The sequence below is a fragment of the Neoroseomonas alkaliterrae genome (assembly GCF_014199195.1).
Lineage (GTDB): Bacteria > Pseudomonadota > Alphaproteobacteria > Acetobacterales > Acetobacteraceae > Neoroseomonas > Neoroseomonas alkaliterrae.
This window is the reverse complement of the sequence record NZ_JACIJE010000008.1, coordinates 145,176-170,281: the sequence shown is the minus strand read 5'-3', so window position 1 is coordinate 170,281 and position 25,106 is coordinate 145,176. Positions and strand designations below refer to the sequence as shown.

The window sequence follows — 25,106 nt, the reverse complement described above, 5'->3', positions numbered from 1 at the left end:
TCGCCTTCCTTCGCATTCTTGGTGCGAACGTATGGTGAAAATCCGCTTGAATATACACGCCTGAGTGGTATTCTACGCCCGTCGAGCGAGAGGGCACCAAAATGCGCGTCTTATTGGTTGAAGATGATCTCACAACTGCGCGCGGCATCACGATGATGCTCCGGCAGGCCGGCATGATCGTGGACAGCGCGGACACGGGGGAGGAGGCGGTCGAGCTCGCCCGCCTCTACGACTACGACATCATGATCCTCGACCTCGTGCTGCCGGACATCGACGGGTCCGAGGTGGTCCGCCGCCTGCGCGCCGCGCGCATCGAGACGCCGGTGCTCATCCTCTCCGGCATCTCCCGGCCGCAGACCAAGGTGAAGGTGTTCGGCATGGGCGCCGACGACTTCATCACCAAGCCCTTCGACCAGCAGGAGCTGGTCGCGCGCATCCAGGCCATCGTGCGCCGTGCCAAGGGCTTCAGCCAGCCGACGCTGCAGATCGGCCCGCTCGCCATCAATCTCGGCTCGCGCGAGGTGACGGTGGATGGCCGGCTCGTCCACCTGACCGGCAAGGAATACGCCATCCTGGAGCTGCTCGCGCTGCGCAAGGGCGTGGTGATGACCAAGGAGGCCTTCCTCAACCACCTCTATGGCGGCATCGACGAGCCCGAGGTGAAGATCATCGACGTCTTCATCTGCAAGCTGCGCAAGAAGCTGGCCCAGGCCGGGGCCACCGACCTGATCGGCACGGTCTGGGGCCGCGGCTACGTGCTGCGCGACCCCGCGACGATGCGCGGCAGCGCCTGGCACCCGGCCCCCGCGGCCCCCGCGCCGATGGACATGCACGCGGCCTGAGCCGCGCGCAGGCCGAACGCCGCGCACCCCTCACCCCGCCCGGGCGGCCGGGCGGGCGGGCTCATAGACCCCCCGCTCGCCGCTCACGGGCACCAGCCGTTCGGTCAGCCCGAGCACGGTCTCCGCGCCCCCCAGATACACCACCCCGTCCGGGGCCAGTTGCCCCGCGAGCGCCGCCAGCACGCGCGACTTGGTCGGCGCGTCGAAGTAGATCAGCACGTTGCGGCAGAAGATCACGTCGAAGCGGCCAAGTCCGCGCGGATCATCGAGCAGGTTGAAGGCCTGCCAGCGCGTCATCGCCCGCAGCTCGGGCGCGACCCGCCATCGCCCGCCCTCCTGCCGGAAATGCTTCACCAGCATCTGCACGGGCAGGCCGCGCTGCACCTCGAACTGGGTGAAGACGCCCTCCTTCGCGCGGTCGAGCATCTCGCGCGAGATGTCGGTCCCCAGGATCTCGACCCGCCGCCCGCCGAGCGCGGCTCCGAGGTCGGCCACGGTCATCGCGACCGAATAGGCCTCCTGCCCGGAGGAGCACGCGGCCGACCAGATGCGGATCGCCTGGCCCGGCGGCCGTGCCGCGGCGAGCCTGGGCAGCAGGCGCTTGAGGTGCTCGAACGGCTTGCCATCGCGGAAGAAGGAGGATTCGTTGGTGGTCAGCGCCTCCACCATCTCGGCCACCAGCGGCTCGGCCCGCGGGCCGCGCAGGCGCAGCGCCAGCGCATCGAGCCCGGCCAGCCCCTCGCGCCGCAGCATGGCGCCAAGCCGCGTCTCGAGCATGTAGCCCTTGTCCGCGGTGAGCACGATGCCCGAGCGCGCCTTCACGAGCCCGGCGAGATAGTTGAAGCTCTCCGGCGTCATGCGATGACCCTCTCGGCCGCCAGCGCGGCGATGCGTTCGGCGAGCGCGGCGGGCGGGGCCAGCAGCGCGGGCAGGCCCGCCCGGGCCACCGCGCCGGGCATGCCCCAGACCACGGAACTCGCCTCGTCCTGGGCCAGCACTTGGCCGCCCGCGGCGGCGACCGCGCGGCAGCCTTCCAGCCCGTCATGGCCCATGCCGGTCAGGATCACCGCGAGAACGCGCCCGCCGGTCGCCGCGACGGCGCTGCGCAGCATGGGGTCCACCGCAGGGCGGCAGAAATTCACCGGCGGGTCGCTGGTCAGGCGCGCGCGCAGGCCGCCCCCCGGCTCGGCCTCCACCAGCAGGTGGCGATCGCCCGGGGCGAGGTGGATGCGGCCCGCGGCCAGCGCCTCCCCGTCCCGGGCCTCGGCGCAGCGCAGCGCGCCCTGCCGGTCGAGATGCTCGGCGAGCATCGCGGTGAAGCCCGCGGGCATGTGCTGCACCACCACCATCGGGACGGGCAGGCGCGGCAGCCGCGCCACGAGTTCGGCCAGCGCCTGGGGCCCGCCGGTGGAGCAGCCGACCGCCACCAGCAGCGGCCGGCGTTTCGGCGGCGCGATGCGCGCGGCCGGGGCGGGTGGTGCGACCGACCCGGGGCGCGGCGTGCCCGCGTCCTGCCGCTTCTTGCGCGCCCAGCCGCGCACCTTGGCGATGAGCTCGGCCCGGAAGGCGGGGTCCGCCGCGCCGCCCGCCGCGCCCTGCGGCTTCGGCACGTAGTCCGCCGCGCCGGCGGCCAGCGCCGCGATCGCCTCGCGCGCCCCGCGCTGGGTCAGCGCCGAGGCGACGATCACCGCCGCGCGCGGCGCCGCCTTCAGGATCAGCGGCAGCGCCGTCATGCCGTCCATCACGGGCATCTCGAGGTCGAGCAGCACGACATCGGGCCGCGCCGTCGCCAGCGCCTCGATGGCCTGCCGCCCGTCCGCCGCGCGATGCACCACGCGGATGCCGGGCTCCGACTCCAGCAGCCGCGCGAGCACGGCGCGCGCCGTCGCGCTGTCGTCGCAGAGCATCACGCGCACCTCCTCCGCGGCGGAGGCGGGCGGAAGGCTCATGCCGCATCCTCCAGCAGCCCGGCCTGCACGAACTTGTCGCGCAGGATCCCGGCATCGAAGGGCTTCATCACGTATTCCTGCGCCCCGGCCTCCAGCGCCTCGAGGATGCGGGCGAGTTCCGACTCGGTGGTGCAGAGCACGATGCGCGGCCGCTCGGCGCCGAACTCCGCGCGCGCGGCGCGCAGGAAGGTGATGCCGTCCATCACCGGCATGTTCCAGTCGAGCAGCACGCCGTCCGGCAGGCTCGCGCGGCAGGCCTCGAGCGCCTCCCGCCCGTCCTTCGCCTCGGTCACCGCGAAGCCCAGGCCCTCGATGATGCGGCGCGCGGCCTTGCGCACCACGAGGCTGTCATCCACCACGAGGCAGGTGCGCTGCGCCATCGCCGCGCCCTCAGCCGATCGCCAGGACGCGGGCGACATCGAGCACGATGACCAGCCGGTCCTCCTGCCGGTGCACGCCCGTGGACACGTCCCGCCACAGCGCATCGAGCGTCGGCGGATGCGGCGCGAAGCCCTCGGCGGGCAGGGCCATCACCTCGCCCACCTGGTCCACCAGCAGCGCGTAGAGCTCGCCGCCCTGCTCGACGACGACGCTCATGGCCTGCGCCTGCGTCTCGCGCGGCGGCAGGCCGAGGCGCCGGCGCAGGTCGAGCGCGGTCACGATCCGTCCGCGCAGGTTCAGGCTGCCCGCCACATCGGGCGGCGCCAGAGGGATGCGCGTGATGGCATGCGGCCCGAGCACGTCGCGCACCGCGAGCACCGGCACCGCGCACCACTGGCCCGCGACGGTCAGCGTCAGGAAGACCGCCTCCTCCCGCACGCCCGGCGCGAGCGCGGCCGGCCGCGCCGCCGCTTCCGCTGCGATCATCTGCATCCTCCGCGCTCCCTCAGGCGGCCTGGCGCGCCGTCAGGCAGTCGCGCAGCGACTGCAGCAGCGCCTCACGGTCGTATTTCGCGACATAGTCGGTGAAGCCGGCATCGCGCCCGCGCGCGACATCGGCCGGCTCGGCGCGGGCGGAGAGCGCGATCAGCGGCACCTCCGCCCAGGCGCCGCCGGCGCGCAGCGCCTGGGCGAAGGCGATGCCGTCCATCTCCGGCATCTCGATGTCGGAGATCACCGCCTCGAAGGCGGCGCCGTCGTCGCGCAGGCGCAGCGCCGCGGCCGCGCCATCCACCGCCGTCACCTCGTAGCCCGCCGCCGACAGCGCAGGCACCACCAGATGGCGGAAGAAGGCGCTGTCCTCGACCAGCAGCAGGCGCGGGCGCATGGCGGGGCTGGCCGCGCGCGCCGGGCGGAACCAGTCCTCGCCCGCCTGGGCCAGCCAGTAGGCGGTGTCCACCACCTCCGTCACCCGCCCGGCGATGACCGCGCTGCCGATGTAGCCGGGCCGGCCCGACCCCTCCTGGAGCACCAGCCGCTCGTCCAGCACGTCGAGGATCTCCTCGACCACGAGGCCCATGGCGCGGTCGTTCTCGGTGAAGACGAGAACGGGCTGTCGGGCCGCGCCCTCGGGCGGCACCCAGCCGGGCATCAGCGGCACCAGCGGCATCAGCCCGCCGCGGTACTGCACCACCGGGGTGGTGCCGGCCATCTCGATGCGCTCGCCGGGGATATCCTCCAGCCGCGCGACGAGGCCGAGCGGCACCGCCTTCGCCCCGCCCTCCCCGGCGCGGAACAGCAGCAGCGAGGTGCTGGCCGAGGAACTCATGCCGCCGGCTGCCGGCACGCCGCCGCGCCCCTCCTCCGCGCCCTGGTCGAGGCCGACCCCGGCCGCGCGCGCGATGCCGTTGGGGTCGAGGATCATGATGACGCTGCCATCGCCGAGGATGGTGTTGCCGCTGAACATGGTGACGTGGCGCAGGATCGGCGCGACGGGCTTCACCACGATCTCCTCGGTGTCGAAGACGCGGTCGAGGATGATGCCGAAGACCTGACCGCCCACCTGCATCACCGCGACGAAGCCCTCCTCCCGGCTCGCGGGCTCGAGGCGCAGCAGGCCGGCCAGCGAGACCAGCGGCAGCAGCCGGTCGCGCAGGCGCAGCACCGGCGCGTCCTTGATGCGCTCGATGCGCGGCGCGCCCTCCTGGTTCGACCCGACGCGCACCAGCTCGACCACGCCGATCTGCGGCAGCGCGAAGCGTTCCCCGCCCGCCTCGACGATCAGCGCCGCGGCGATGGCGAGGGTGAGCGGGATCTTGATGGTGAAGGTTGTGCCGCGCCCCTCCTTCGAGGCCAGCTCGACCGTGCCGCCGATCTTCTCGATGTTGGTCTTGACCACGTCCATCCCGACGCCGCGCCCCGAGACGGCGGTGACCTGCTGCGCGGTCGAGAAGCCGGGGGCGAAGATGAAGCGCAGCACCTCGCGCTCGCTCATCTGGGCGAGTTCGGCCTCGGTGGCGAGGCCGTTGGCCAGCGCCTTGGCGCGGATCCTGCCCACCGGCAGGCCGCGGCCGTCGTCGCCGATCTCGATGATGATGTGCCCGCCCTCGTGATAGGCGTTGAGGATGATCCGCCCGGTCTCGGGCTTGCCGGCGGCCCGGCGCTCGGCCGGCGGCTCCAGCCCGTGGTCGGCCGAGTTGCGGACCATGTGCGTCAGCGGGTCGCGGATGAGTTCGAGCACCTGGCGGTCGAGCTCGGTCTGCGCGCCGCGCATCTCGAGCTCGATCTTCTTGCCGAGCTCGTGCGAGAGGTCGCGCACCAGCCGCGGCAGCTTCGCCCAGGCATTGCCGATCGGCTGCATGCGGGTCTTCATCACCCCCTCCTGCAGGTCGGAGGTGATGTGCGAGAGCCGCTGCAGCGGCACCGCGAAGGCATCCGCCCCGCCGGCGCGCGCAAGCTGCAGGAGCTGGTTGCGCGTCAGCACCAGCTCGCTGACCAGGGTCATCAGATCCTCGAGCACGTCCACCGCGACGCGGATCGTCTGCGGCGCGTTCGCCGCGCCGGCGGAGGCCTCGGCGGCCGGGTCGGGCGGCGGCGCGGCCGGGGCATGCTGCGCCGCCTCGGCCGATGGGCGCGCAGCCGCGGGGGGCTCGGGCGCCGGGGCTTCCGGCCCTGCCCGCCCCTGCGCGGCAGGGGCGGCCGGCGCCGCGGCGGCTGCCGGAGCATCCTGGCCGTCGGCCGCGGCATCCAGCGCGCCGATCAGCGCCGTGTCGTCGCCCGCCGGCTCGGCCCCGGTCGCCTCCAGCCCCGCCACGATCTCCTTCACGCGGTCGAGGGCGGAGAGGATCAGCGTGATGCCCGCCGGCGTGACCGGCAGCGTGCCGTCGCGGTAGCGGCCGAGCACGTTCTCCGCCGCATGGGCCACCGCCTCCAGCCGCGAGAGGCCGAGAAAGCCGCAGGTGCCCTTGATGGTGTGCACGAGGCGGAAGACCTCGGAGAGGGTCGGCTGGTCGTCAGGCGCGCGCTCGAGCCGCACCAGCGCGGAATCGAGGGCCGTCAGCCCCTCATGCGTCTCGGTCAGGAAGTCGGCCAGCAGGTCGTCCATGGCAGCCCTCGCACGTCGCGGGCTGCACCCTGCACGGCGGGCGCCGAAGAATCGGTAAAGCGCCGAAGGCTCAGGGCGCGAGGGCGAGCAGCAGCGGCCCGGCGGCCTCCCCGGGCGGCAGGGCGAGGCTCAGCCGCATGCGCGCCGCCGCGGCGACGCTGACCAGCCAGACCACCATCACGTCGCGGCCGATCGGCTCCTCCGGCAACGGCCCGCCGGCCAGCGCGCCGAGCAGGCTCGGCGGCCAGGCGGCGCGCTGCCCCTCGGGCCAGATCGCGAATTCCCGGCGCGGATCCCCGCCCAGGCGCACCTGGCCCCCGCGCGGCAGCGAATCGCCGGCCACGAGCATCGCGGCCAGCAGCACCGGCACCCGCTCCTCGGGCAGCATCAGCCCGGGGTCGAGCGCCGCGGCATCGGCGCGCGCGCGCCCGCCGGCGAGCTGGCCCTCGAGCAGCGCGAGGCAGGCGGCGAGGCTCGTCTCGCCCTGGCCGCCGAGCAGCGCGCGCCACAGCACGAGCCGGCGGCGCAGCACCTCGGCCGCGTCCTGCGCGAGCGTCGCCGCCTCGGAACCCGGCCCTTCCATCATGTCGAGCGCATTACCGATGGTCCCGACCACGCCGCCGAGGTCGTGGCAGAGGCGCAGCCCCACGAGGCGCGCGAGACGGAGTTCGGCCGGCGGCGTTTCGGACGGCATCGCCCGGGGCATCCCTTGCATCATGGCCGCGGACGGTATCCTCTGCAGTGTTGACACCACATTGGCGCGGAGCCCGTGACCGGCACCATCGAACCAGGCATGCGCGTGCGCCTTCCCTCGCGACCCGATTGGGGCACCGGCCAGGTCCAGTCCGTCATCGGCGATCGAATCACCGTCAATTTCGAGCATGCCGGCAAGGTGCTGATCAACGCCGCCGTCGCCGAACTCGAGGTGCAGGACGGGGATGACCGCCGCGGATGAACGCCCTGGTTGAAGCGGCCTCAGCCGTCCTCGCGGACTGGCGATTGCTGGGGGCCGTGCTCGCCACCGCCATCGCCGGCGTCATGCGCGGCTATTCGGGCTTCGGCACGGCGGTCATCCTCGCGCCGGTCTATTCGCTGCTCTGGGGGCCGCGCGCCGGCGTGCCGGTGATGCTGCTGATGGAACTGCTCGTCTCGGTGCAGCTCCTGCCCGGCGCCATCAAGGATGCCGACAAGCGGGTGGTGCTGCCGCTCGGCGGCGCGGCGGCGCTCGCGACACCCTTCGGCGCCTGGATCCTGCTGACCGCCGACGACGACCTGCTGCGCCGCTTCATCGGCGGCTTCGTGCTCGTCTTCGGGCTGCTGCTGATGTCCGGCTGGCGCTACCGGGGCTCCCGGCCGCTGCCGCTCAACATCCTCGTCGGCACGCTGGCGGGGCTGCTGAAGGGCTCCACGGGCATGAGCGGCCCGCCCGTCATCCTCTACCTTCTCGCCGGGCTCGAGGAGGCGAAGCGGCACCGCGCCAACCTGATCCTGTTCTTCGCCACCATCGCCATCGTCTCGGTGATCCCGCCCGCGCTCGGGGGCCTGATCGACCTGCCGGTGCTGCTGCGGCTCGCGGTCCTGCTGCCGGTGATGGCGCTGTCGGTGCCGGTCGGCGTGCGGCTGTTCCGGGTGGTGCCGGACCGGCTCTACCGGCCCTTCGCCATGGGGGTGCTGCTGGCCGCGGGGGGCCTCGCGCTGTTCGGCTGAGGGCGGCGGAAGGGGGCGCGGATTGGGGCTTGCGGGGCCGGCCCCTCCGGCCCCAAATCGCCTTCCATGCAGGCCACCGATCCCTCCCAGGCCGGGCTGACCGACCCCTTCGGCCGGGCCGTCACCTATCTGCGCGTCTCGGTCACCGACCGCTGCGACCTCCGCTGCGTCTATTGCATGGCGGAGGACATGACCTTCCTGCCGAAGAAGGACATCCTGACGCTCGAGGAGCTGGACCGGCTCTGCGGCGCCTTCATCGCGCTCGGGACCGACAAGATCCGGCTGACGGGCGGGGAGCCGCTGGTGCGCAAGGGGGTGATGGCGCTGGTGCGCTCCCTCGGCGCGCGGATCGGCGAAGGCGGGCTGCGCGAGCTCACCCTCACCACCAACGGCACGCAACTGACGCGGATGGCGGAGGATCTCTTCGCCGCCGGCGTGCGGCGCATCAACGTCTCGCTCGACACGCTGGACCCCGCCACCTTCGCCGCCGTGACCCGCTGGGGAAGGATCGAGCAGACGCTGGATGGCATCTTCGCCGCCAAGGCCGCCGGCCTCGCCATCAAGATCAACGCCGTCGCGCTCAAGGGCGTGAACGAGGGCGAGTTCGACCGCATGGTCGCCTGGTGCGGCGAGCACGGCTTCGACCTCTGCCTGATCGAGACCATGCCGATGGGCGAGATCAGCGGAGACCGCACCGACCAGTATCTGCCGCTCTCGCTGGTCCGCTCGCGCCTGCGCCGCACCTGGACGCTCGAGGATACGGACTACCGCACCGGCGGCCCCGCCCGCTACGTGACGGTGAAGGAGACGGGCCGGCGCATCGGCTTCATCACGCCGATGACCCACAATTTCTGCGAATCCTGCAACCGCGTGCGCCTGACCTGCACCGGCACGCTCTACATGTGCCTCGGCCAGGACGATGCGGCGGAGTTCCGCGAATTGCTGCGCGACCCCTCGGTTGACGATGCGGGCCTCGCGCAGGCCATCCGCGACGCCATCGCGCGCAAGCCCAGGGGCCACGACTTCGTGATCGACCGGCGCCGCAACCGCCCCGCCGTGGCGCGCCACATGAGCCTGACAGGTGGCTGACATCCTCGAGGGGCTGGTCGCGCGGCTGACCATCCCCGGCCTGCCCTCCTGGGTGGGGCTGGTGCTGCTGGCGGCGATCGCGGTGACGCTCCTCGCCTTCCTCGCCATGCCCTTCGCCGTGTTCGGCGTGAAGTCGCGGCTTGAGGCGGTGGAGGCGGAACTCGCCGACCTGCGCGGCGACATCCGCGCCCTGCTCCGCCAGGCGCCCGCCGCGGCGCCGCCGGCGCGCGCGACGATGGACGAGGACTACATCCCGCGCGCCGCCGCCCGCGCGCCCGAGGCCGAGCCCCGGCTCGTCCCGCCGGTGCCGCCGCCCGCCGCCCGCCCCGAACGCGCCGCGCGCCGGGCCGAGCCGCGGATAGACTGGCCCAAGGCGGACAAGGGCGCGTGAGCGCTCGCGCGGTTCCGCCCGGGCACCGGCATGCGGCCGCCTTGCCCGGCGGCGAATGAGGCAGGAAGCATGCGCGTCTCCGTCATCCAGATGAACCAGGGCAGCGACAAGGCGGCCAATCTCGAGCAGGCGCGCCGCCTGATCGAGGCCGCCATCGAGGCCGACCGCCCGGGCCTCGTCTCCCTGCCCGAGACCTGGACCAATCTCGGCGGCGGGCGCGAGAGCCGCCGCGCCGCGGCCGAAGTGCTCCCCGCGCCGGGGGCGGAGGGCGGGCCGGCCTACGAGATGCTGCGCGGCCTCGCGCGCCGGCACGGCATCACCGTGCATGGCGGCTCGATCATCGAGGATGGCGGGGAGAAGCTGTTCAACACGACGCTCGTGTTCGCCCCCGACGGGTCGGAGATCGCGCGCTACCGCAAGATCCACCTGTTCGACATCACCGCCCCGGACGGCACCGGCTATCGCGAGAGCGCGCTCTACGGCGCGGGGCAGGACCTCGCGCTGTTCGAGGCGGGCGGCATCCGCTTCGGCTGCACCATCTGCTACGACATGCGCTTCCCCGAACTCTACGTCGCGCTGCGCGAGATGGGGGCGGAGGCGATCCTCGTGCCCTCCAACTTCACGCTGCAGACCGGCAAGGACCATTGGGAGGCGCTGCTGCGCGCGCGCGCGATCGACACCCAGTGCTGGATCGTCGCCGCCGCCTCCTACGGCACCTACGAGGAACGCGGCGCGACGCGCAGCGTCTATGGCCATTCCCTGGTCGCCGACCCCTGGGGCCATGTGGTGGCGAAGTGCAGCGACGGCGTGGGCTGGGCGACGGCGCGGCTCGACCAAGCCGTGACCCGGCGTGTGCGCGCCGGCATGCCGCTGCCCGAGCACCGCGCCGCCGCGCGCGCCTGGCGCGACAAGGCGCCTTCGTGAAGCTCGCCATCCTCGCGGCGCAGAACGAGGCGGCGCGCGCCGCGCAGGAGGCGCTCGCCGCCCGCTACGGCGCGGCGCCGCCCGAGCAGGCCGAAGTGATCGTCGCCCTCGGCGGGGACGGCTTCATGCTCGAGACGCTGCACCGTTTCCTCGGGCGCGGCATACCCGTCTATGGCATGAACCGCGGCTCGGTCGGCTTCCTGATGAACGACTACCGCGAGGAGGCGCTGCCCGAGCGCATCGCCGCGGCGCAGGCGGCGACGCTGCATCCGCTCAGGATGCGCGCGGAATCGAACGGCAGGCCGCCGGTGGAGGCGCTGGCGATCAACGAGGTCTCCCTGCTGCGCGAAAGCCGCCAGGCGGCGAAGATCCGCATCCTGGTGGACGGCAAGGAACGGATGGCGGAGCTGATCTGCGACGGCATCCTGATCAGCACGCCGGCGGGCAGCACCGCCTACAACCTCTCGGCGCACGGGCCGATCGTGCCGCTGGGGGCGAACCTGCTGCCGCTGACGCCGATCTCCGCCTTCCGTCCCCGCCGCTGGCGCGGCGCGCTGCTGCCCGCCGATGCGGAGGTGGTGTTCGAGATCCTCGAGCGCGACAAGCGCCCGGTCGCCGCGGTGGCCGACTACACCGAGGTCCGCGACGTCGCGCGCGTCGAGGTGCGCGAGGCGCGGGATGTCTCCCTGACCTTGCTCTTCGACCCCGACCACGGGTTGTCGGAGCGCATCATCGCCGAGCAGTTCACGGTGTGAGCGGCCGCGGCCCCTCCGACCGCGCGCTGATCTGGGGCATCGCCACCACGCAGCTCATCGGCTGGGGCACGCTCTACGTGCCCTTCCCGCTCCTGGTGGCGCCGATGGAGGCCGAGCTCGGCTGGTCGCGCGTGCTGCTCAACGCGGCGCTGACCTGCGGACTGCTCGCCTCGGGCGTCGCCGCGGTGCCGGTGGGGCGCTGGCTCGACCGGCACGGAGCGCGCGGCATGATGAGTCTCGGCGCCGTCGCCGCCGCGCTGCTGCTGCTGGCCTGGAGCCTCGTGCACGACCCGGCGGTCTTCATCGGCATCTGGGTGCTGCTCGGCATCGCGCAGGCGGCCTGCCTGTGGAACCCCGCCATGGCGGTGGTGGTGGCGCTGGCTCGCGACCCGACGCGGAGCATCACCGCCATCACCTTCATCACCGGCCTCACCGGCACGGTCTTCCTGCCGCTGACCGAGGCGCTGATCGCCGCGATGGGCTGGCGCGGCGCGCTGCAGGCGCTGGCGGCGATGCAGATCGGCGCCGCGGCGCTGACCTTCGCGATGCTGCGCGGCGCGCCGAAGCCCGAGGCCTCCCGGCAGGCGGGCGCCGCCGTCCCGCTGGCCCGGCGGATGCGTGATGCCGCCTTCCTCGGCCTCGCGCTCTGCTTCGCCGCCCATGCCTTCATCGGCGTCGGGCTCGCTGCGCATCTCATCCCGCTGCTGCGCGAACGCGGCTGGCCGGAGGCGACGGTGCTGCTGCTTGCCGCCGCGCACGGCCCTGCGCAGGTGGCGGCGCGCGCGCTGCTCTACGCGGCGGGGCGGCGCGTCACGATGCGCAGCGTCGGCGTCTTCGCCACGCTGCTGCTGCCCGTTGCGATGCTCGCGCTGGCCACGGGGCCGGCGAGCCTCGCGCTCACCATCCTCTTCGTCGGCGCCTTCGCGGTCGCGGACGGTCTGCTGACGATCGTGCGCGCCGCCGGCACGGCGGAGATCCTGGGGCGCGAGGGATACGGCGCGATCACGGGCGCCTTGTCGGCCGTCGCGGTGCTGCCCCGCACGGTCGCGCCGCTGGTGATCGCGCTGGTGTGGGAAGGCGCGGGCGGCTACGGGCCTGTGCCCTGGATCCTCGCCGCCGTCGGCGCCGCCTCGGCCGCAGGATTCCTGCTGGCCGCGCGGCGCGCGCCGGTCACATCGGGATAGCGTCCTCCGGCCAGGGCTCGGCCACGAAGACGGCATTGCCGTACCAGATCCCGCGCTCGCGCTTGCCGGTGTTCAGGTTGGCATAGCCCTGCGGATGCACGCCGCCGGGGTAGAGGCCGAACAGCCCGTATCCCATGGCGAACATGAAGTCCGCGATGCGCGCGAAGGGCACATGCATCAGGTTGCGCGGGGAGATGCCGCACTCCACCTCCACATAGGCGATGCGCCGCGCGGCGAGCATGTCGCGGAACCCCACCAGCACATCGAGGTCGTGGCCCTCGGTATCCACCTTGAGGATGCCGATCTCGGCGATGGAATGGCGCGCGCAGAATGTCTCGCCGGTCACCACCTCCACCTCCTCGGTCGGGATCGCCTTGTTGGCCGGGGGCGCGTCGAGGATGCGGTTCATCACGCCGCCGGGCCTCGCCTGCATCAGCGCGCGGCCGGGGCGCGCGGCGAAGGCCAGGCGATGGGCGAAGGAGTGCGGATAGGGCGCGAGCGCCTCGGCCAGCTTCTCGAAGGTGGCGGTGACCGGCTCGAAGCTGTGGATCGTCGCCTTCGGATAGACGAAGCGCGCCTGCGCATGGGTCTGGCCGACATTGGCGCCGATGTCGAAGATGCAGGCCGGGACGAAGCCCGGATCCGCCTGCTGGATGGCGCGGAAGATGTTCATGGGTGCCGCCCGGATTGCAGGAGGATGCCGCCTTCAGCGCGTGCTGGCGCCGATCCCGCCCCCGACATAGGGCCCGCGCGGGGCATCGCGCGCGCAGGCCGCGCCGAGCAGGACCAGCAGCACGAGCAGTGCCGCGCGCATCACGCGGCGTCGTTCAGGTGGCAGGCGCTGCGCTGGCCGGGCGCCACTTCCTTCAGCACCGGCTTCTCCAGCTTGCATCGTTCCATCGCATGCGGGCAGCGCGGATGGAAATGGCAGCCCGAGGGCGGGTTCAGCGGCGAGGGGATCTCCCCCTTCACCACCGAGAAGGCGCGCTTGCGGCTCTCGATGCGCGGAACCGAGGCGAGCAGCGACTGCGTGTAGGGGTGGTTGGGCCGGGCGAAGACCGTCTCGGCCGGCGCCTCCTCGACCACGCGGCCGAGATACATGATCACCACCCGGTCGCTGAGATGCTCCACCACGCCGAGATCGTGGCTGATGAAGAGGTAGGTGAGGTCGAGCTCGGTCCGCAGCCGCATGAAGAGGTTGAGGATCTGCGCCTGGATCGAGACGTCGAGCGCCGCCACCGCCTCGTCGCAGACGATGAAGTCAGGCTTGACCGCAAGCGCGCGCGCGATGCCGATGCGCTGGCGCTGCCCGCCTGAGAACTGGTGCGGATAGCGCCGCTTGAAGGCGGGGTCGAGGCCGGCGCGCCGCATCTGCTCGTCCACATAGGCGTCGTAGCCGGCGCGGGTGACGAGGCCATGGACCAGCGGCGCCTCGCCCACGATGTCCGCGACCCGCATGCGCGGGTTCAGCGAGGCATAGGGATCCTGGAAGATCATCTGCGTGCGCAGGTTGATCTCCCGGGCCTCGGCGGCGGAGAGGCTGAGCACGTCAATCCCGTCGCGCAGGATCGTGCCGTCCGAAGGCGGCAGGATGCCGGCGACCATGCGCCCGAGCGTGGACTTGCCGCAGCCGGACTCGCCGACCAGCCCGACAACCTCCCCCTTGCGGATGGTCAGGTCCACATTGTCCACCGCGTGGACCGTCTCCTCGCGCACCGGCGCGCCGAGGCGCTGCGCGATCCGGCCGGCGAAGTCGAGCTTCTTCTCGAAGCGGCGGGAGATGCCGCGCAGTTCCACCATCGGGGCCCCGGCATCGAGCGCGGCGCGGCGCGCGGTCGCGGTCTCGCTCATGCCGCCTGCTCCGAGGTTTCACTGAGCGGATGGAAGCATCGCACCTGCCGCCCGGGAAGCAGTTCGCGGATCTCGGGTTCGGCGAGGCAGGCCTCGGCCGCGCGCGGGCAGCGCGAACGGAAGGCGCAGCCGGGCGGGAGGTTCAGCAGCGATGGCGTCATGCCCGGGATCTGGCGCAGCGGCTCGCCGCGCTTGTTGCGCGAGGGGACGCTGCCGATCAGCCCGGAGGTGTAGGGGTGCAGCGGCGCGTCGAGCACGGCCGAGACGTCGCCCTTCTCGACGATGCGGCCGGCATACATCACGGCGATGTCGTCCGCGAGGCCCGCGACCACCGAAAGGTCGTGGGTGATCCAGATCAGCGAGGTGCCGGTGGTGGCCGCGAGCTTCTGCACCTCCGCCAGGATCTGGCCCTGGATGGTGACGTCGAGCGCGGTGGTGGGCTCGTCGGCGATGATCAGATCCGGCTCGTGCAGCAGCGCGATGGCGATCGCCACGCGCTGGCGCATGCCGCCGGAGAACTGGTGCGGATAGGATTTCAGCCGCTCATCCGGGGAGGGGATGCCGACCATGCCGAGCGTGTCCCGCGCGCGCTGGCGGGCTTCCTCGGCCGAGACCTTCTTGTGCGCGAGCACCGTCTCGATCATCTGCGTGTCCACGCGCAGGACCGGATTGAGCGTCATCATCGGGTCCTGGAAGATCATCGCGATGCGGTTGCCGCGCAGGTCGCGCATCTCCTCCTCGCTGATGCGCGCGAGGTCGCGTCCCTGGAACAGGATCTGCCCGCCCACCACGCGACCCGGCGGGTCCACCAGCCCGATGATCGAGAAGCCGGTGACGGACTTTCCCGAGCCGGACTCGCCGACAAGGCCCAGCACCTTGCCGCGTTCGACGGTGAAGGAGACGTCGTCCACCGCCTTGACCACGCCCGCGCGGGTGAAGAAGTGGGTCCGCAGGTTGCGGACCTCGAGCGTCGGAGCAGCCATGGTCACTTCTTCAGTCGCGGGTTGAGCACGTCACGCAACTGGTCGCCCACCAGGTTGATGGAGACGATGGTGATCAGCAGCGCGATGCCCGGATAGAAGGAGATCCAGTACTTGCCCGAGAGCATGTACTCGTAGCCGTTGGCGATGAGCAGGCCGAGCGAGGGCTCGGTGATCGGCACGCCGAGGCCGAGGAAGGAGAGCGTCGCCTCCAGCGCGATGGCGCGCGCCACCTGCATGGTGGCGACGACGATCAGCGGCGGCAGGCAGTTCGGCAGCAGGTGGCGGAACAGGATGCGCCGCGTCGGCAGCGCGAGGCACTGCGCGGCCTCGATGTATTCGCGCCGCCGCTCGACGAGCGCGGTGCCGCGGACGGTGCGGGCGTAGTAGGCCCACTCCACGATCACCAGCGCGATGACCACGTTCATGATGCCCTTGCCGAGGAAGGCGAGGATCATCAGCGCGACGAGGATGGAGGGGAAGGAGAGCTGGAGGTCCACCACGCGCATGATCACGCTGTCGGTCCGCCCGCCGGCATAGGCGGCGAGAAGGCCGAGCGAGGCGCCGACGATGCAGGCGATCAGCGCCGATCCCGCACCGACCGTCAGCGAGATCCGGAGCCCGTACATGATGCCCGAGAGCATGTCGCGGCCCTGGTCGTCGGTGCCGAGCCAGAAGGTGAAGCCCGCGCCGCCCACCGTGCCGGGCTCCATCCGCCCGTCCATGATGTCGAGCTGCGCGAGGTCGTAGGGGTTCTGCGGCGCGATCCAGGGCGCGAAGATCGCGATGAAGGCGATGATCGTGAAGACGATCAGCCCGAGCACCGCGATCCTCGATTCCATGAACTCGGAGACGAAGCGCCGGAAGGGCGTCTCGACCCGGTCCTTCCGCGGGGCGGCGGCGGCCCCGTTCAGCGTGGCGTCGCTCATGCGCCCTTGCCCTCCAGCCTCACGCGCGGATCGAGCAGCGAGTAGGTCAGGTCCACGATCAGGTTGATGGTGATGAACATCAGCACGATGATCATGAGGTAGGCGACGATCACCGGCCTATCGAGCACGTTGATGCTGTCGATGATCAGCTTGCCCATGCCTGGCCAGGCGAAGACGCTCTCCGTCACCACCGAGAAGGCGATGGTCGAGCCGAGTTCCAGGCCGACGACGGTCACCACGGGGATCAGGATGTTCTTGAACACGTGCACGAAGGTCACGCGCGCGGGGCTCAGGCCCTTCGCGCGCGCGAACTTCACGTAGTCCATCAGCATCGTCTCGCGCACGCCGGCGCGGGTGAGGCGAATCACGAGGCTGATCTTGAACAGCGCGAGGTTGATCGCCGGCATCGCCATGTGGCTGAGGCCGTTCAGTGTCAGGAAGGACCACTGCACGCCGAGGAAGGTCGCCGTCTCGCCCCGCCCGGTCGAGGGCAGCCAGCCGAGCTGCACCGCGAAGACCATGATCAGCATCAGCCCGACCCAGAAGGTCGGCAGCGAGAAGCCCAGGATGGAGCCGGCCATGATGGTCTTGGAGACCGGCGAGTTCGGCCTCAGCCCCGCATAGAGACCGAGCGGCAGGCCCACCACGATCGAGATGAACATCGCCCCGAAGGCGAGTTCGAGCGTGGCCGGCATGCGCTGCAGGATGAGTTTCAGCGCGGGTTCGTTGAAGACGAAGGACCGCCCGAGGTCGCCCTGTAGCGCATTCCCGAGGAAAACGAGGTACTGGTGCCAAAGCGGCAGGTCGAGGCCGAGCGACTGCACGGCGCGCTCGCGCTCGATCTGGTCGGCGTCCGGGCTGATCAGGATCTCGACCGGGTCGCCGATGGCATAGACGCCGACGAAGACGATCACCGACATCGCGAAGACGACGAGCAGCGCCTGCAGCAGGCGCCGCACGAGATAGACGGTCATCGCCTCGTTCCCCCGCGCCTAGCGGGCAGCGGGACGCAGGCGCTGGGCCAGCGTGCCTTCATCCACGCTCGCCGTGTATTCGAAGCCGCGCCGCGTGGCCCAGATGTTGGTCTGGATGTGCAGCGGCACCACCGCGACATCCTGCATCGCGATGCGCATCGCATCCACGATCAGCCGCTCGCGCTTCTCGGTGTCGAGCTCGGAGAGCGACTGGTCGAGCAGGCTGTCCACCTGCGGGTTCGAATACCGCCCGCGGTTCGAAGCGCCCCAGCCGCGGTCGCGGTTGAAGGTGGCGATGATGTTGCGCAGCGGGTGGGAGCCGTCGGGGTTCGAGCCCCAGCCGATCAGGAAGGCGGAGTATTCCTGGCGCCCGGCGCGGCCGACGAAGGTGGTCCAGGGCTGCGCCTCGACGGCGGTGCGGACGCCGATGCGCGTCCACATCTGGCCCACCGCCTGGATGATGCGCGCATCGTTGATGTAGCGGTCGTTGGGACCGTTGAGCTGGATGCGGAACCCGTTCGGGTAGCCGGCCTCGGCCAGCAGGCGACGCGCGCCGTCGGGATCGAAGGGCACGGGCGGCAGGTCGCCGACATGGCCGAACACGCCGGAGGGCAGGAACTGGTTGGCGGGCACCGCCGTGCCCTCCATCACGCGCTCCACGATGGCGTTGCGGTCGATCGCCATGGAGAGCGCCTGCCGCACCCGAAGGTCGCGCAGCGGGTTGCGGCCGAGCGGCCGCCCGTCATTGTCGGTGATGAAGGGCGAGTTCTCGTTCTCAGCCCGCAGGTGGTCGAGGCCGAGGAAGATCAGGCGCAGCCCCACCATCTCCGCGATGCGGATGTTCGGGTTGCGGCGGAGGTTCGCGAGATCCGATGTCGGCACCTGGTCGATCAGGTCCACGTCGCCGGCGCGCAGCGCCGCGGTCCGCGCCGCATCGTTGGTGATCATTCGGTAGCTGACGCGCTGGAAGGGCGCGCGCTCGCCCCAGTAGCCGTCCCAGCGCTCGAACTCGATGCGGTCCCCGTTGCGATGGGAGACGATGCGATAGGGCCCGGTCCCCTGGGCCGCGCGCACGTCGTTGAAGTCGGCGGTCGTCGCGTTCTCCGCCGTCTCCTTGTCCACGATGCGGACATTCGTCATGTCGAGCGGCAGCAACGGATAGGGCTGGGCGGTGTGGAAGCGGATGGTCAGCGGGTCCACCACCTCGATGCGCGTGATCGGGCGCGAATAGGCGGCGAAGGAGGAGGGGCTGTTCGGCACGTTCGGCAGCCGCTGCAGCGTGAAGACCACGTCATCCGCGGTGAAGGCGTTGCCGTTGTGGAAGCGCACATTCGGGCGGAGCTTGAACTCCCACACCGTCGGCGCGACGGCGCGCCATTCGGTCGCGAGCCCGGGGATGTTGCGCAGGTTCACGTCGTTGTTGACCAGCCGGTCGAACACCGTGTCGGCGACCGCGTTGTTCGGCGAGAGCTGGTGGAAATGCGGATCGAGCGAGGTAACCGGCGCGCCCACCGCGATGGTCGCGGTCTGCGCAACGGCCTGGCCGGCGGCAAGGACCAGCGCCGCGGCTGCGACGGAAGAAACGGCGATACCACGCCGACGGCTCTGCGGCTTCATTCTGCGCCCCCCCGGGAAGCAAATCAGAGCGGGATGCTAGCAGCCCGACCCGCCCGCCGCTAGGCTTGGCGAAGGCTCCGCGCGCCGCAACGGCGTCGTTCAGCCCGGCGTGGCGAGTTTGAGCCCGACAATGCCGGCCAGGATCAGCCCGACGCAGGCCAGGCGAAAGGCGGTCGCCGCCTCGCCGAACAGGATGATGCCGAGCGCCACGGTGCCGATCGTGCCGATGCCCGTCCAGATCGCATAGGCCGTGCCGAGCGGCAGCGTCCTGAGCGCGAGGCCGAGCAGGCCGAGGCTGACGATCATGCTGAGCACCGTCAGCACGGTCGGCACCGGCCGCGTGAAGCCGTGGGTGAACTTCAGCCCGACCGCCCAGCCGACCTCGAACAGCCCGGCGCCGGCGAGATAGAACCAGCCCATGCGCGCGGCCGATGCGTGCCCCGGCCTAGCCCTGGCGCGCGGCGACGAAGCGCTCGAGCCAGTGGATGGTGTAGTCGCCGGCCTGGAACTCGGGGTGCTCCATCACCGCCTGATGCAGCGGCAGGGTCGTGCGAATGCCGGCGACCACCATCTCGGCCAGGGCGCGCCGCATCCGCCCGATCGCCTCGGCGCGCGTCGGCGCATGCACCACGAGCTTCGCCACCAGGCTGTCGTAGTGCGGCGGCACGGTGTAGCCGGAATAGAGCGCGCTATCGACGCGCACGCCGAGCCCGCCCGGCGCGTGGTAGGTGTTCACCCGGCCCGGGCTCGGCGCGAAGGTCTCCGGATCCTCGGCGGTGATGCGGCACTCGATCGCGTGGCCGTTGAAGCGGATGTCGGATTGCGCATAGCCGAGCGCCTCGCCCGCGGCGATGCGGATCTGCTCCTTCACGAGGTCGATGCCGCAGACCATCTCGGTCACCGGATGCTCGACCTGCAGGCGCGTGTTCATCTCGATGAAGGCGAACTGCCCGTCCTGCCAGAGGAACTCCAGCGTGCCGGCGTTGCGGTAGCCGAGCCGCGCCAGAGCGGCGGTCACGCGCGCGCCGAGCGCATCGCGGTCGGCCTGGCTCAGCACGGGGCTGCCCGCCTCCTCGACCAGCTTCTGGTGGCGGCGCTGGAGCGAGCAGTCGCGCTCGCCGAAATGCACGACATTGCCGTGCGTGTCTGCCAGCACCTGCAGCTCGATGTGCCGCGGGCGATCGAGATACTTCTCCAGATACACGCTGTCGTCGCCGAAGGCGGCCTTGGCCTCGGCGCGCGCGACGCGCCATGCCTCCTCGAGTTCCTCGGCGCTGCGCGCGACCTTCATGCCGCGCCCGCCGCCGCCCGCCGCCGCCTTGATGAGCACGGGGAACTTCACCTGCTCGGCGATGGCGCGCGCCTCCTCGAAGCTCTCGAGCGCGCCGGGCGAGCCGGGCACCAGCGGCACGCCGAGGCTGCGCATCGCGTTCTTGGCCGCGATCTTGTCGCCCATCATGCGGATGTGCTCGGGCGAGGGGCCGATGAACTTCAGCCCATGCGCCTCGACCATCTCGGCGAAGCGGGCATTCTCGCTGAGGAAGCCGTAGCCCGGATGGACCGCATCGGCTCCGGTGATGGTCGCCGCCGAGAGGATCGCGGCCATGTTGAGGTAGGAGTCGCGCGCATTGGGCGGGCCGATGCACACGCTCTCGTCCGCGAGGCGCACATGCATCGCCGTCGCGTCCGCGGTGGAATGCACCGCGACGGTGCGGATGCCCATCTCCTGGCAGGCGCGATGGACGCGGAGCGCGATCTCGCCCCGGTTCGCGATCAGGACCTTGCCGAACATCTTACTCGATGATCATCAGCGGCTCGCCGTACTCGACGGGCATGCCGCTCTCGACCAGGATGCGCGTCACCGTGCCAGAGCGCGGCGCCTTGATCTGGTTGAAGGTCTTCATCGCCTCGATCAGCAGCAGCGTCTGGCCCTGCACCACCTTCGCGCCGACCGTCACGAAGGGCTGCGCGCCCGGCTCGGGCGAGAGATAGGCGACGCCGACCATCGGGCTCGTGACCGCGCCGGGGTGGTCGGCGTCCACCGCCTCGCCCATCGCGGGCTGGGCCGTCGTCACGGTGACCGGCGCGGCGGCGGGCGCGGCGACCGTGACCTGCGTCGCGGCGGGCGCGGGGGCGGCGACGATCGCCTGCCGCACCACGCGCAGCCGCGCCTCGCCGTCCACGAGCTCGATCTCGGTCAGGTCGGTCTCGCGCAGGATCTGCGCCAGCTCGCGGATCGCCGCGGCGTCGAACTCGATGAAGTTGCCCATCAATCCTCGTCCTCTCCAACGAGCTCCGCCATGGCGCGCATCGCGAGCGCATAGCCCGAGATGCCGAGCCCGCAGATCACCCCGGTCGCCGCCTTGGAGACGTAGCTGTGGTGCCGGAACTCCTCCCGGCGGTGGATGTTCGTGATGTGCACCTCGATCACCGGCAGCTCGGTCAGCAGCAGCGCATCGAGCAGCGCGATGGAGGTGGTGGTGTAGCCCGCCGGGTTGATGATGATGCCGGCGGCGCGGCCGCGGCATTCCTGCACCCAGGTCACGAGCTCGCCCTCGGAATTGGTCTGCCGGAAATCGATCGCGAGGCCGAATTCCTCCGCCGCCTCGGCGCAGAGCGCCTCGACGTCGTCGAGGGTCGCGGTCCCGTACTTCTCGGGCTCGCGCACGCCGAGCATGTTCAGGTTGGGGCCGTTCAGGACCACGATCAGGGGCGGGTTCACGGGCATGTCCCGGTTCTCAGGGGTGGCAGGGGCTAGCACGGGGGGTTTCGCGGGGGCAAGCGGGGGCCGGGCAGCCATGCGCCCGGCCCGGCTTGCAGGCCCCCGCGCGCTTCGCCACATTCCGCCCCGCCATGCCGGATCGCATCGCCATCACCGTGAACGGACAGGCCCGGGAGGTCGCCCCGGGCGCGACCGTCGCCGCCCTGCTATCCGCCATCGGCCTCGATGTGCGCAAGGTCGCGGTCGAGCGGAACGAGGAGATCGTGCCCCGGTCCACCTACGCCGAGGTGGCGCTCGCCCCCGGCGACCGGCTCGAGATCGTGCATTTCATCGGCGGAGGCTGAGACATGGACGGAACCCCCGCGACCGCCGGCGACGACACCTGGGAGGTCGCGGGCCGCCGCTTCCGCTCCCGCCTCATCGTCGGCACCGGCCGCTACAAGTCGCTCGAGGAGACCGCCGCGGCCATCGCGGCCTCGGGGGCCGAGATCGTCACCGTCGCGGTGCGGCGGGTGAACCTCTCCGACCCCAAGGCGCCGATGCTGCAGGACTACGTCTCGCCCAAGGACTACACCTACCTGCCGAACACCGCCGGCTGCCACACCGCCAGCGAGGCGGTGCGCACCCTGCGCCTGGCGCGCGAGGCCGGCGGGTGGAACCTCGTCAAGCTCGAGGTCCTGGGCCCGCCGCCCTACCTCTACCCGGACATGGAAGGCACGCTCGAGGCCGCCAAGGCGCTGATCGCCGACGGCTTCGAGGTCATGGTCTATTGCGCCGACGACCCGGTGGCGGCGAAGAAGCTCGAGGACATGGGCTGTGTGGCCATCATGCCGCTCGGCGCGCCGATCGGCTCGGGCCTCGGCCTGACCAACCCCTTCATGATCAACGCCATCAAGAAGCAGTGCCGGGTGCCGGTGCTGGTGGATGCGGGGATCGGCACCGCCTCGGACGCGGCGCGCGCCATGGAGCTCGGCTGCGACGCGGTGCTGCTGAACTCCGCCATTGCCCACGCCAAGGACCCGGTGCGCATGGCGATCGCCATGAAGGCGGCGGTGGAGGCGGGACGCAACGCCTTCCTCGCCGGGCGCATGCCCTGGAACTACCAGGCCGATGCGTCGAGCCCGATGACCGGCCTCATTCGCTGAGCCGCTCGCCCGCGGGCGGGCGCAGGCGACGGATCTCGTCGGCCACCCAGCCGGGCGGGAGTTCGGCATGCCAGCGCGCGGGCTTCTCCAGCGCATCGGCCAGCCGCCGCTTGTACTCGGCCTTCGGGATCTCGACCGCGCCGAAGCGGGCGAGATGCGCGGTCAGGAACTGCGTGTCGCAGAGCACGAAGCCGCAGAGCCTCAGTCGCGCGACCAGATGCACCAGCGCCACCTTCGAGGCGTCGGTGACGCGGGAGAACATGCTCTCCCCGAAGAAAGCGCCACCGAGGGCGACGCCATAGAGCCCGCCCACGAGCCGCCCGTCGATCCAGGTCTCGACCGAATGGGCGCGGCCGCGGCGGTGCAGTTCGCAGAACAGCCATTCGATCTCGTCGTTGATCCAGGTGTCGGTGCGGCCCGGCGCCGGCTCGGCGCAGCCGCGGATGACGGCGGGGAAGTCGCGGTCGGAGGTCACCTCGAACCGCGCCGAGAGCGCGGTGCGCTTCAGCCGGCGCGGCAGGTGGAACCCCTCGTCGAGCGGCAGCACGCCGCGCAGCGCGGGGTCGAGCCAGTACATCCGGTCCGAGCCGCGGCTCTCGGCCATCGGGAAGACACCCGCGGCATAGGCACGCAGCACGAGATCGGGCGTGACCTCGAGCTGCCGGCGGCTCATCGCCCGGGCCTGGCGCGCCGGGGGGGCGGGCTCACTCCTCCTCCTCCTCCGGCGCGGCGACGGGCAGGATCGCCGTCTCCTTCGCGGTGGCGAGGGCAAGGACCGTCTCGGTCCGCTCCACGCCGGCGCGCCGGCGGATCTGCGCCGTGACGAAGGCTTCCAGCGCCGCGATGTCGGCGACGCGGAGCTTGAGGAGGTAGTCCCAGGCGCCGCTCACGGCATGGCATTCGAGCACGGGTTCGAGCGGCAGCAGCGCCTCGCGGAACTTCTGCTCGGCCGAGCCGGCGCGCAGCGCGACGAAGACGAATGCCAGGAGCGGGCAGCCGACCGCGGCCGGATCGAGATCCGCGCGCCAGCCCTTGATGGTGCCGCGTTCCTCGAGCCGCTTCACGCGCTCCGCGGTCGCCGAGACCGAAAGCCCCGCGACCTTGGCGAGCTCGGCAAGCCCCGCGGCGCCGTCGTGCTGCAGCGCGACCAGGATGTTCCGGTCAATGCTGTCCATGGCCGCATCCTATCCGGCAATCGGCCGAAGGGAACGCAAATTCGCGCGCAGCACGGGCTGTGCCGGTCGCAGCGCCGGCACAGGGCGGGCCGGGCAGGCCGGCCGCGAAAGGCGCGCCGGCCCTGGTTCCCAGGCTAGATGTAATGCTCCGCCAGCGGCTGGAAGCCGTTGAAGCCCTGCGACGCGTAGGTCGTCACATAGGCCCCGGTGGCGAGCAACTCCACCCGGTCCCCGTCCCGCAGCGCGAGCGGCAGGCGGTAGTTGGACTTCTCGTAGAGGGTATCGGCCGAATCGCAGGTGGGGCCCGCGATGGTCACCGGGCCGTCCGCGCCGCCGTCATGCGGCGTGCGGATGGCGTAGCGGATCGCCTCGCCCTCGGTCTCGGCGAGGCCGCCGAAGCGCCCGATGTCGAGATAGACCCAGCGCACCGGATCGTCCTTGCCCTTGCGGGAGACAAGCACGACCTCGCTCGACACCACTCCGGCATCGCCCACCAGGAAGCGGCCCGGCTCGATCACCATCTCGGGCAGGTCGTTGCCGAAATGCTGCGTCATCGCGCCCATGATCGCGGCGCCGAAATCGTCGATGCCCGGCACCTCCTGCCGGTAGCGCACCGGATAGCCGCCGCCGAGATTGACCATGCGCAGCTTCACCCCCGCCTCCTTGAGGTCGGTGAAGAGCATCGCGACGCGCGCGATCGCGCCCTCATAGGCGGCGGTGCTGGTCTGCTGGCTGCCGACATGGAAGGAGATGCCGTAGGGGTCGAGGCCGAGCTCGCCCGCCTTGACCATCAGCTCGCGCGCCATGTCCAGCTCGCAGCCGAACTTGCGGCTGAGCGGCCATTCCGCGCCCTTGTTCTCGACCAGGATGCGGCAATAGACGCGCGCGCCCGGCGCGTGCTTCGCGATCTTGAGCAGCTCCGGCTCGCTGTCGAAGGCGAACATGGTCACGCCGGCCCGGTGCGCCGCCGCGATCGCCGAGGCCTTCTTGACCGTGTTGCCGTAGGAGATGGAATCCGGCCGCGCGCCTGCGGCGAGGCAGGCCTCGACCTCCTCGAAGGAGGCGGCGTCGAAGGCGGAGCCGAGCGCCGTCAGGCGCGCGAGGATCGGGGCGGCCGGGTTCGCCTTCACGGCGTAGTAGATCCGCGCGAGCGGCAGCGCCGCCCGCAGGCGCGCGTAGTTCTCCGCCACCCGGTCCACGTCGAGGACGAGGCAGGGCGTGGCGGGCGCGCATTCGCGCAGGAACTGGGCGACCTTCGGGGTCATCGCCGCACTTCTCCAGGCTCCGGAGGGCCGCCTGTCCAGGCGACGGCCCCAGGTTGACGAAACGGTCGAACGAACCAGCGACCAAAGTGGGCCGCCCGGGCTCCCGGGCGGGGTTGCCAGAAC

Annotated in this window: 29 protein-coding genes; 10 read left to right on the top strand and 19 right to left on the bottom strand. The window is 71.6% G+C overall.

Annotation, left to right across the window (positions count from 1 at the left end; translation table 11 throughout):
• Nucleotides 1-101 precede the first annotated feature (101 nt).
• Nucleotides 102-842 (top strand): response regulator transcription factor CtrA, encoded by a 741-nt coding sequence (ctrA, locus tag FHS88_RS14760; RefSeq protein ID WP_184486156.1) that lies wholly within the window; start codon nt 102-104, stop codon nt 840-842.
• Between the two features lie 30 nt (nt 843-872).
• Here ctrA and FHS88_RS14755 read toward each other — a convergent pair whose 3' ends face one another.
• From FHS88_RS14755 to FHS88_RS14730, 6 genes are all read right to left on the bottom strand, one after another.
• Nucleotides 873-1,700 carry a CheR family methyltransferase gene (locus tag FHS88_RS14755; protein ID WP_184486153.1) on the bottom strand — a complete coding sequence of 276 codons (828 nt, stop codon included), beginning with the start codon at nt 1,698-1,700 and terminating at the stop codon, nt 873-875.
• Nucleotides 1,697-2,791, bottom strand: coding sequence for a chemotaxis-specific protein-glutamate methyltransferase CheB (gene cheB / locus FHS88_RS14750; protein WP_246419980.1), 1,095 nt, complete (start codon nt 2,789-2,791; stop codon nt 1,697-1,699). Before cheB ends, FHS88_RS14755 begins: the two co-directional genes overlap by 4 nt.
• On the bottom strand, nt 2,788-3,171 hold the full coding sequence (locus FHS88_RS14745; RefSeq protein ID WP_184486150.1) for a response regulator: 384 nt from the start codon (nt 3,169-3,171) through the stop codon (nt 2,788-2,790). Before FHS88_RS14745 ends, cheB begins: the two co-directional genes overlap by 4 nt.
• Nucleotides 3,172-3,181: 10 nt before the next feature.
• Nucleotides 3,182-3,658: a chemotaxis protein CheW gene (locus FHS88_RS14740; protein WP_184486147.1), complete on the bottom strand. Its 477-nt coding sequence runs from the start codon at nt 3,656-3,658 to the stop codon at nt 3,182-3,184.
• A gap of 19 nt (nt 3,659-3,677) precedes the next feature.
• The gene (locus tag FHS88_RS14735) at nt 3,678-6,275 is read right to left on the bottom strand and encodes a hybrid sensor histidine kinase/response regulator (protein ID WP_184486143.1); all 2,598 of its coding nucleotides are present in this window, start codon (nt 6,273-6,275) and stop codon (nt 3,678-3,680) included.
• A gap of 70 nt (nt 6,276-6,345) precedes the next feature.
• A complete protein-coding gene (locus FHS88_RS14730) occupies nt 6,346-6,969 on the bottom strand; it encodes a histidine phosphotransferase family protein (protein ID WP_184486139.1) in 624 nt (207 codons plus the stop codon).
• 99 nt (nt 6,970-7,068) lie between these two features.
• Between FHS88_RS14730 and FHS88_RS14725 the strand changes: the two genes are divergently transcribed.
• From FHS88_RS14725 to FHS88_RS14695, 7 genes are all read left to right on the top strand, one after another.
• Nucleotides 7,069-7,230, top strand: coding sequence for a DUF3553 domain-containing protein (locus FHS88_RS14725; RefSeq protein WP_184486284.1), 162 nt, complete (start codon nt 7,069-7,071; stop codon nt 7,228-7,230).
• On the top strand, nt 7,227-7,982 hold the full coding sequence (locus FHS88_RS14720; protein WP_184486136.1) for a sulfite exporter TauE/SafE family protein: 756 nt from the start codon (nt 7,227-7,229) through the stop codon (nt 7,980-7,982). The genes FHS88_RS14725 and FHS88_RS14720 overlap by 4 nt, the downstream gene beginning before the upstream one ends.
• Nucleotides 7,983-8,048: 66 nt before the next feature.
• The gene (gene moaA, locus FHS88_RS14715; protein WP_184486133.1) at nt 8,049-9,071 is read left to right on the top strand and encodes a GTP 3',8-cyclase MoaA; all 1,023 of its coding nucleotides are present in this window, start codon (nt 8,049-8,051) and stop codon (nt 9,069-9,071) included.
• On the top strand, nt 9,064-9,462 hold the full coding sequence (locus tag FHS88_RS14710) for a hypothetical protein (RefSeq protein WP_184486130.1): 399 nt from the start codon (nt 9,064-9,066) through the stop codon (nt 9,460-9,462). The genes moaA and FHS88_RS14710 overlap by 8 nt, the downstream gene beginning before the upstream one ends.
• Before the next feature lie 69 nt (nt 9,463-9,531).
• Nucleotides 9,532-10,386 carry a carbon-nitrogen hydrolase family protein gene (locus FHS88_RS14705; protein WP_184486127.1) on the top strand — a complete coding sequence of 285 codons (855 nt, stop codon included), beginning with the start codon at nt 9,532-9,534 and terminating at the stop codon, nt 10,384-10,386.
• Nucleotides 10,383-11,141, top strand: coding sequence for an NAD kinase (locus FHS88_RS14700; protein WP_184486125.1), 759 nt, complete (start codon nt 10,383-10,385; stop codon nt 11,139-11,141). Before FHS88_RS14705 ends, FHS88_RS14700 begins: the two co-directional genes overlap by 4 nt.
• On the top strand, nt 11,138-12,325 hold the full coding sequence (locus FHS88_RS14695) for an MFS transporter (RefSeq protein WP_184486123.1): 1,188 nt from the start codon (nt 11,138-11,140) through the stop codon (nt 12,323-12,325). Before FHS88_RS14700 ends, FHS88_RS14695 begins: the two co-directional genes overlap by 4 nt.
• Here the strand turns inward: FHS88_RS14695 and FHS88_RS14690 are convergent.
• The 10 genes from FHS88_RS14690 to aroQ all read right to left on the bottom strand — a co-directional run bounded on the left by FHS88_RS14690 (nt 12,312) and on the right by aroQ (nt 21,404).
• Nucleotides 12,312-12,998, bottom strand: coding sequence for an FkbM family methyltransferase (locus FHS88_RS14690; protein WP_184486121.1), 687 nt, complete (start codon nt 12,996-12,998; stop codon nt 12,312-12,314). The two genes, FHS88_RS14695 and FHS88_RS14690, sit on opposite strands and share 14 nt — an antisense overlap.
• A 140-nt stretch (nt 12,999-13,138) precedes the next feature.
• Nucleotides 13,139-14,176, bottom strand: a complete 1,038-nt coding sequence (locus FHS88_RS14685; protein WP_184486119.1) for an ABC transporter ATP-binding protein — start codon at nt 14,174-14,176, stop codon at nt 13,139-13,141.
• A complete protein-coding gene (locus FHS88_RS14680) occupies nt 14,173-15,159 on the bottom strand; it encodes an ABC transporter ATP-binding protein (RefSeq protein ID WP_184486116.1) in 987 nt (328 codons plus the stop codon). The genes FHS88_RS14685 and FHS88_RS14680 overlap by 4 nt, the downstream gene beginning before the upstream one ends.
• Before the next feature lie 2 nt (nt 15,160-15,161).
• On the bottom strand, nt 15,162-16,085 hold the full coding sequence (locus FHS88_RS14675) for an ABC transporter permease (RefSeq protein ID WP_184486113.1): 924 nt from the start codon (nt 16,083-16,085) through the stop codon (nt 15,162-15,164).
• On the bottom strand, nt 16,082-17,059 hold the full coding sequence (locus FHS88_RS14670; RefSeq protein WP_184486110.1) for an ABC transporter permease: 978 nt from the start codon (nt 17,057-17,059) through the stop codon (nt 16,082-16,084). The genes FHS88_RS14675 and FHS88_RS14670 overlap by 4 nt, the downstream gene beginning before the upstream one ends.
• Before the next feature lie 18 nt (nt 17,060-17,077).
• Nucleotides 17,078-18,676, bottom strand: a complete 1,599-nt coding sequence (locus FHS88_RS14665) for an ABC transporter substrate-binding protein (RefSeq protein ID WP_184486107.1) — start codon at nt 18,674-18,676, stop codon at nt 17,078-17,080.
• Nucleotides 18,677-18,775: 99 nt separating this feature from the next.
• Nucleotides 18,776-19,096: a quaternary ammonium compound efflux SMR transporter SugE gene (gene sugE / locus FHS88_RS14660; protein ID WP_184486103.1), complete on the bottom strand. Its 321-nt coding sequence runs from the start codon at nt 19,094-19,096 to the stop codon at nt 18,776-18,778.
• A gap of 25 nt (nt 19,097-19,121) precedes the next feature.
• Nucleotides 19,122-20,468, bottom strand: coding sequence for an acetyl-CoA carboxylase biotin carboxylase subunit (gene accC / locus FHS88_RS14655; protein ID WP_184486100.1), 1,347 nt, complete (start codon nt 20,466-20,468; stop codon nt 19,122-19,124).
• Between the two features lies 1 nt (nt 20,469).
• On the bottom strand, nt 20,470-20,946 hold the full coding sequence (gene accB / locus FHS88_RS14650) for an acetyl-CoA carboxylase biotin carboxyl carrier protein (protein ID WP_184486097.1): 477 nt from the start codon (nt 20,944-20,946) through the stop codon (nt 20,470-20,472).
• Nucleotides 20,946-21,404, bottom strand: coding sequence for a type II 3-dehydroquinate dehydratase (gene aroQ / locus FHS88_RS14645; RefSeq protein ID WP_184486094.1), 459 nt, complete (start codon nt 21,402-21,404; stop codon nt 20,946-20,948). The genes accB and aroQ overlap by 1 nt, the downstream gene beginning before the upstream one ends.
• A 125-nt stretch (nt 21,405-21,529) precedes the next feature.
• Here aroQ and thiS point away from each other — a divergent pair, with 125 nt between their 5' ends.
• A complete protein-coding gene (gene thiS / locus FHS88_RS21230; protein ID WP_246419978.1) occupies nt 21,530-21,742 on the top strand; it encodes a sulfur carrier protein ThiS in 213 nt (70 codons plus the stop codon).
• A gap of 3 nt (nt 21,743-21,745) precedes the next feature.
• Complete coding sequence (locus tag FHS88_RS14640; RefSeq protein WP_246419977.1) at nt 21,746-22,543, top strand: HisA/HisF-related TIM barrel protein; 798 nt, start codon at nt 21,746-21,748, stop codon at nt 22,541-22,543.
• Here the strand turns inward: FHS88_RS14640 and aat are convergent.
• The 3 genes from aat to FHS88_RS14625 form a co-directional block, all read right to left on the bottom strand.
• Nucleotides 22,533-23,216, bottom strand: a complete 684-nt coding sequence (aat, locus tag FHS88_RS14635; RefSeq protein ID WP_184486091.1) for a leucyl/phenylalanyl-tRNA--protein transferase — start codon at nt 23,214-23,216, stop codon at nt 22,533-22,535. The genes FHS88_RS14640 and aat overlap by 11 nt on opposite strands.
• Before the next feature lie 31 nt (nt 23,217-23,247).
• Entirely contained in the window at nt 23,248-23,718 is a 471-nt protein-coding gene (locus FHS88_RS14630; RefSeq protein WP_184486088.1) for an Lrp/AsnC family transcriptional regulator, read from the bottom strand.
• 134 nt (nt 23,719-23,852) lie between these two features.
• Entirely contained in the window at nt 23,853-24,983 is a 1,131-nt protein-coding gene (locus FHS88_RS14625; protein ID WP_184486085.1) for a type III PLP-dependent enzyme, read from the bottom strand.
• Nucleotides 24,984-25,106 lie beyond the last annotated feature (123 nt).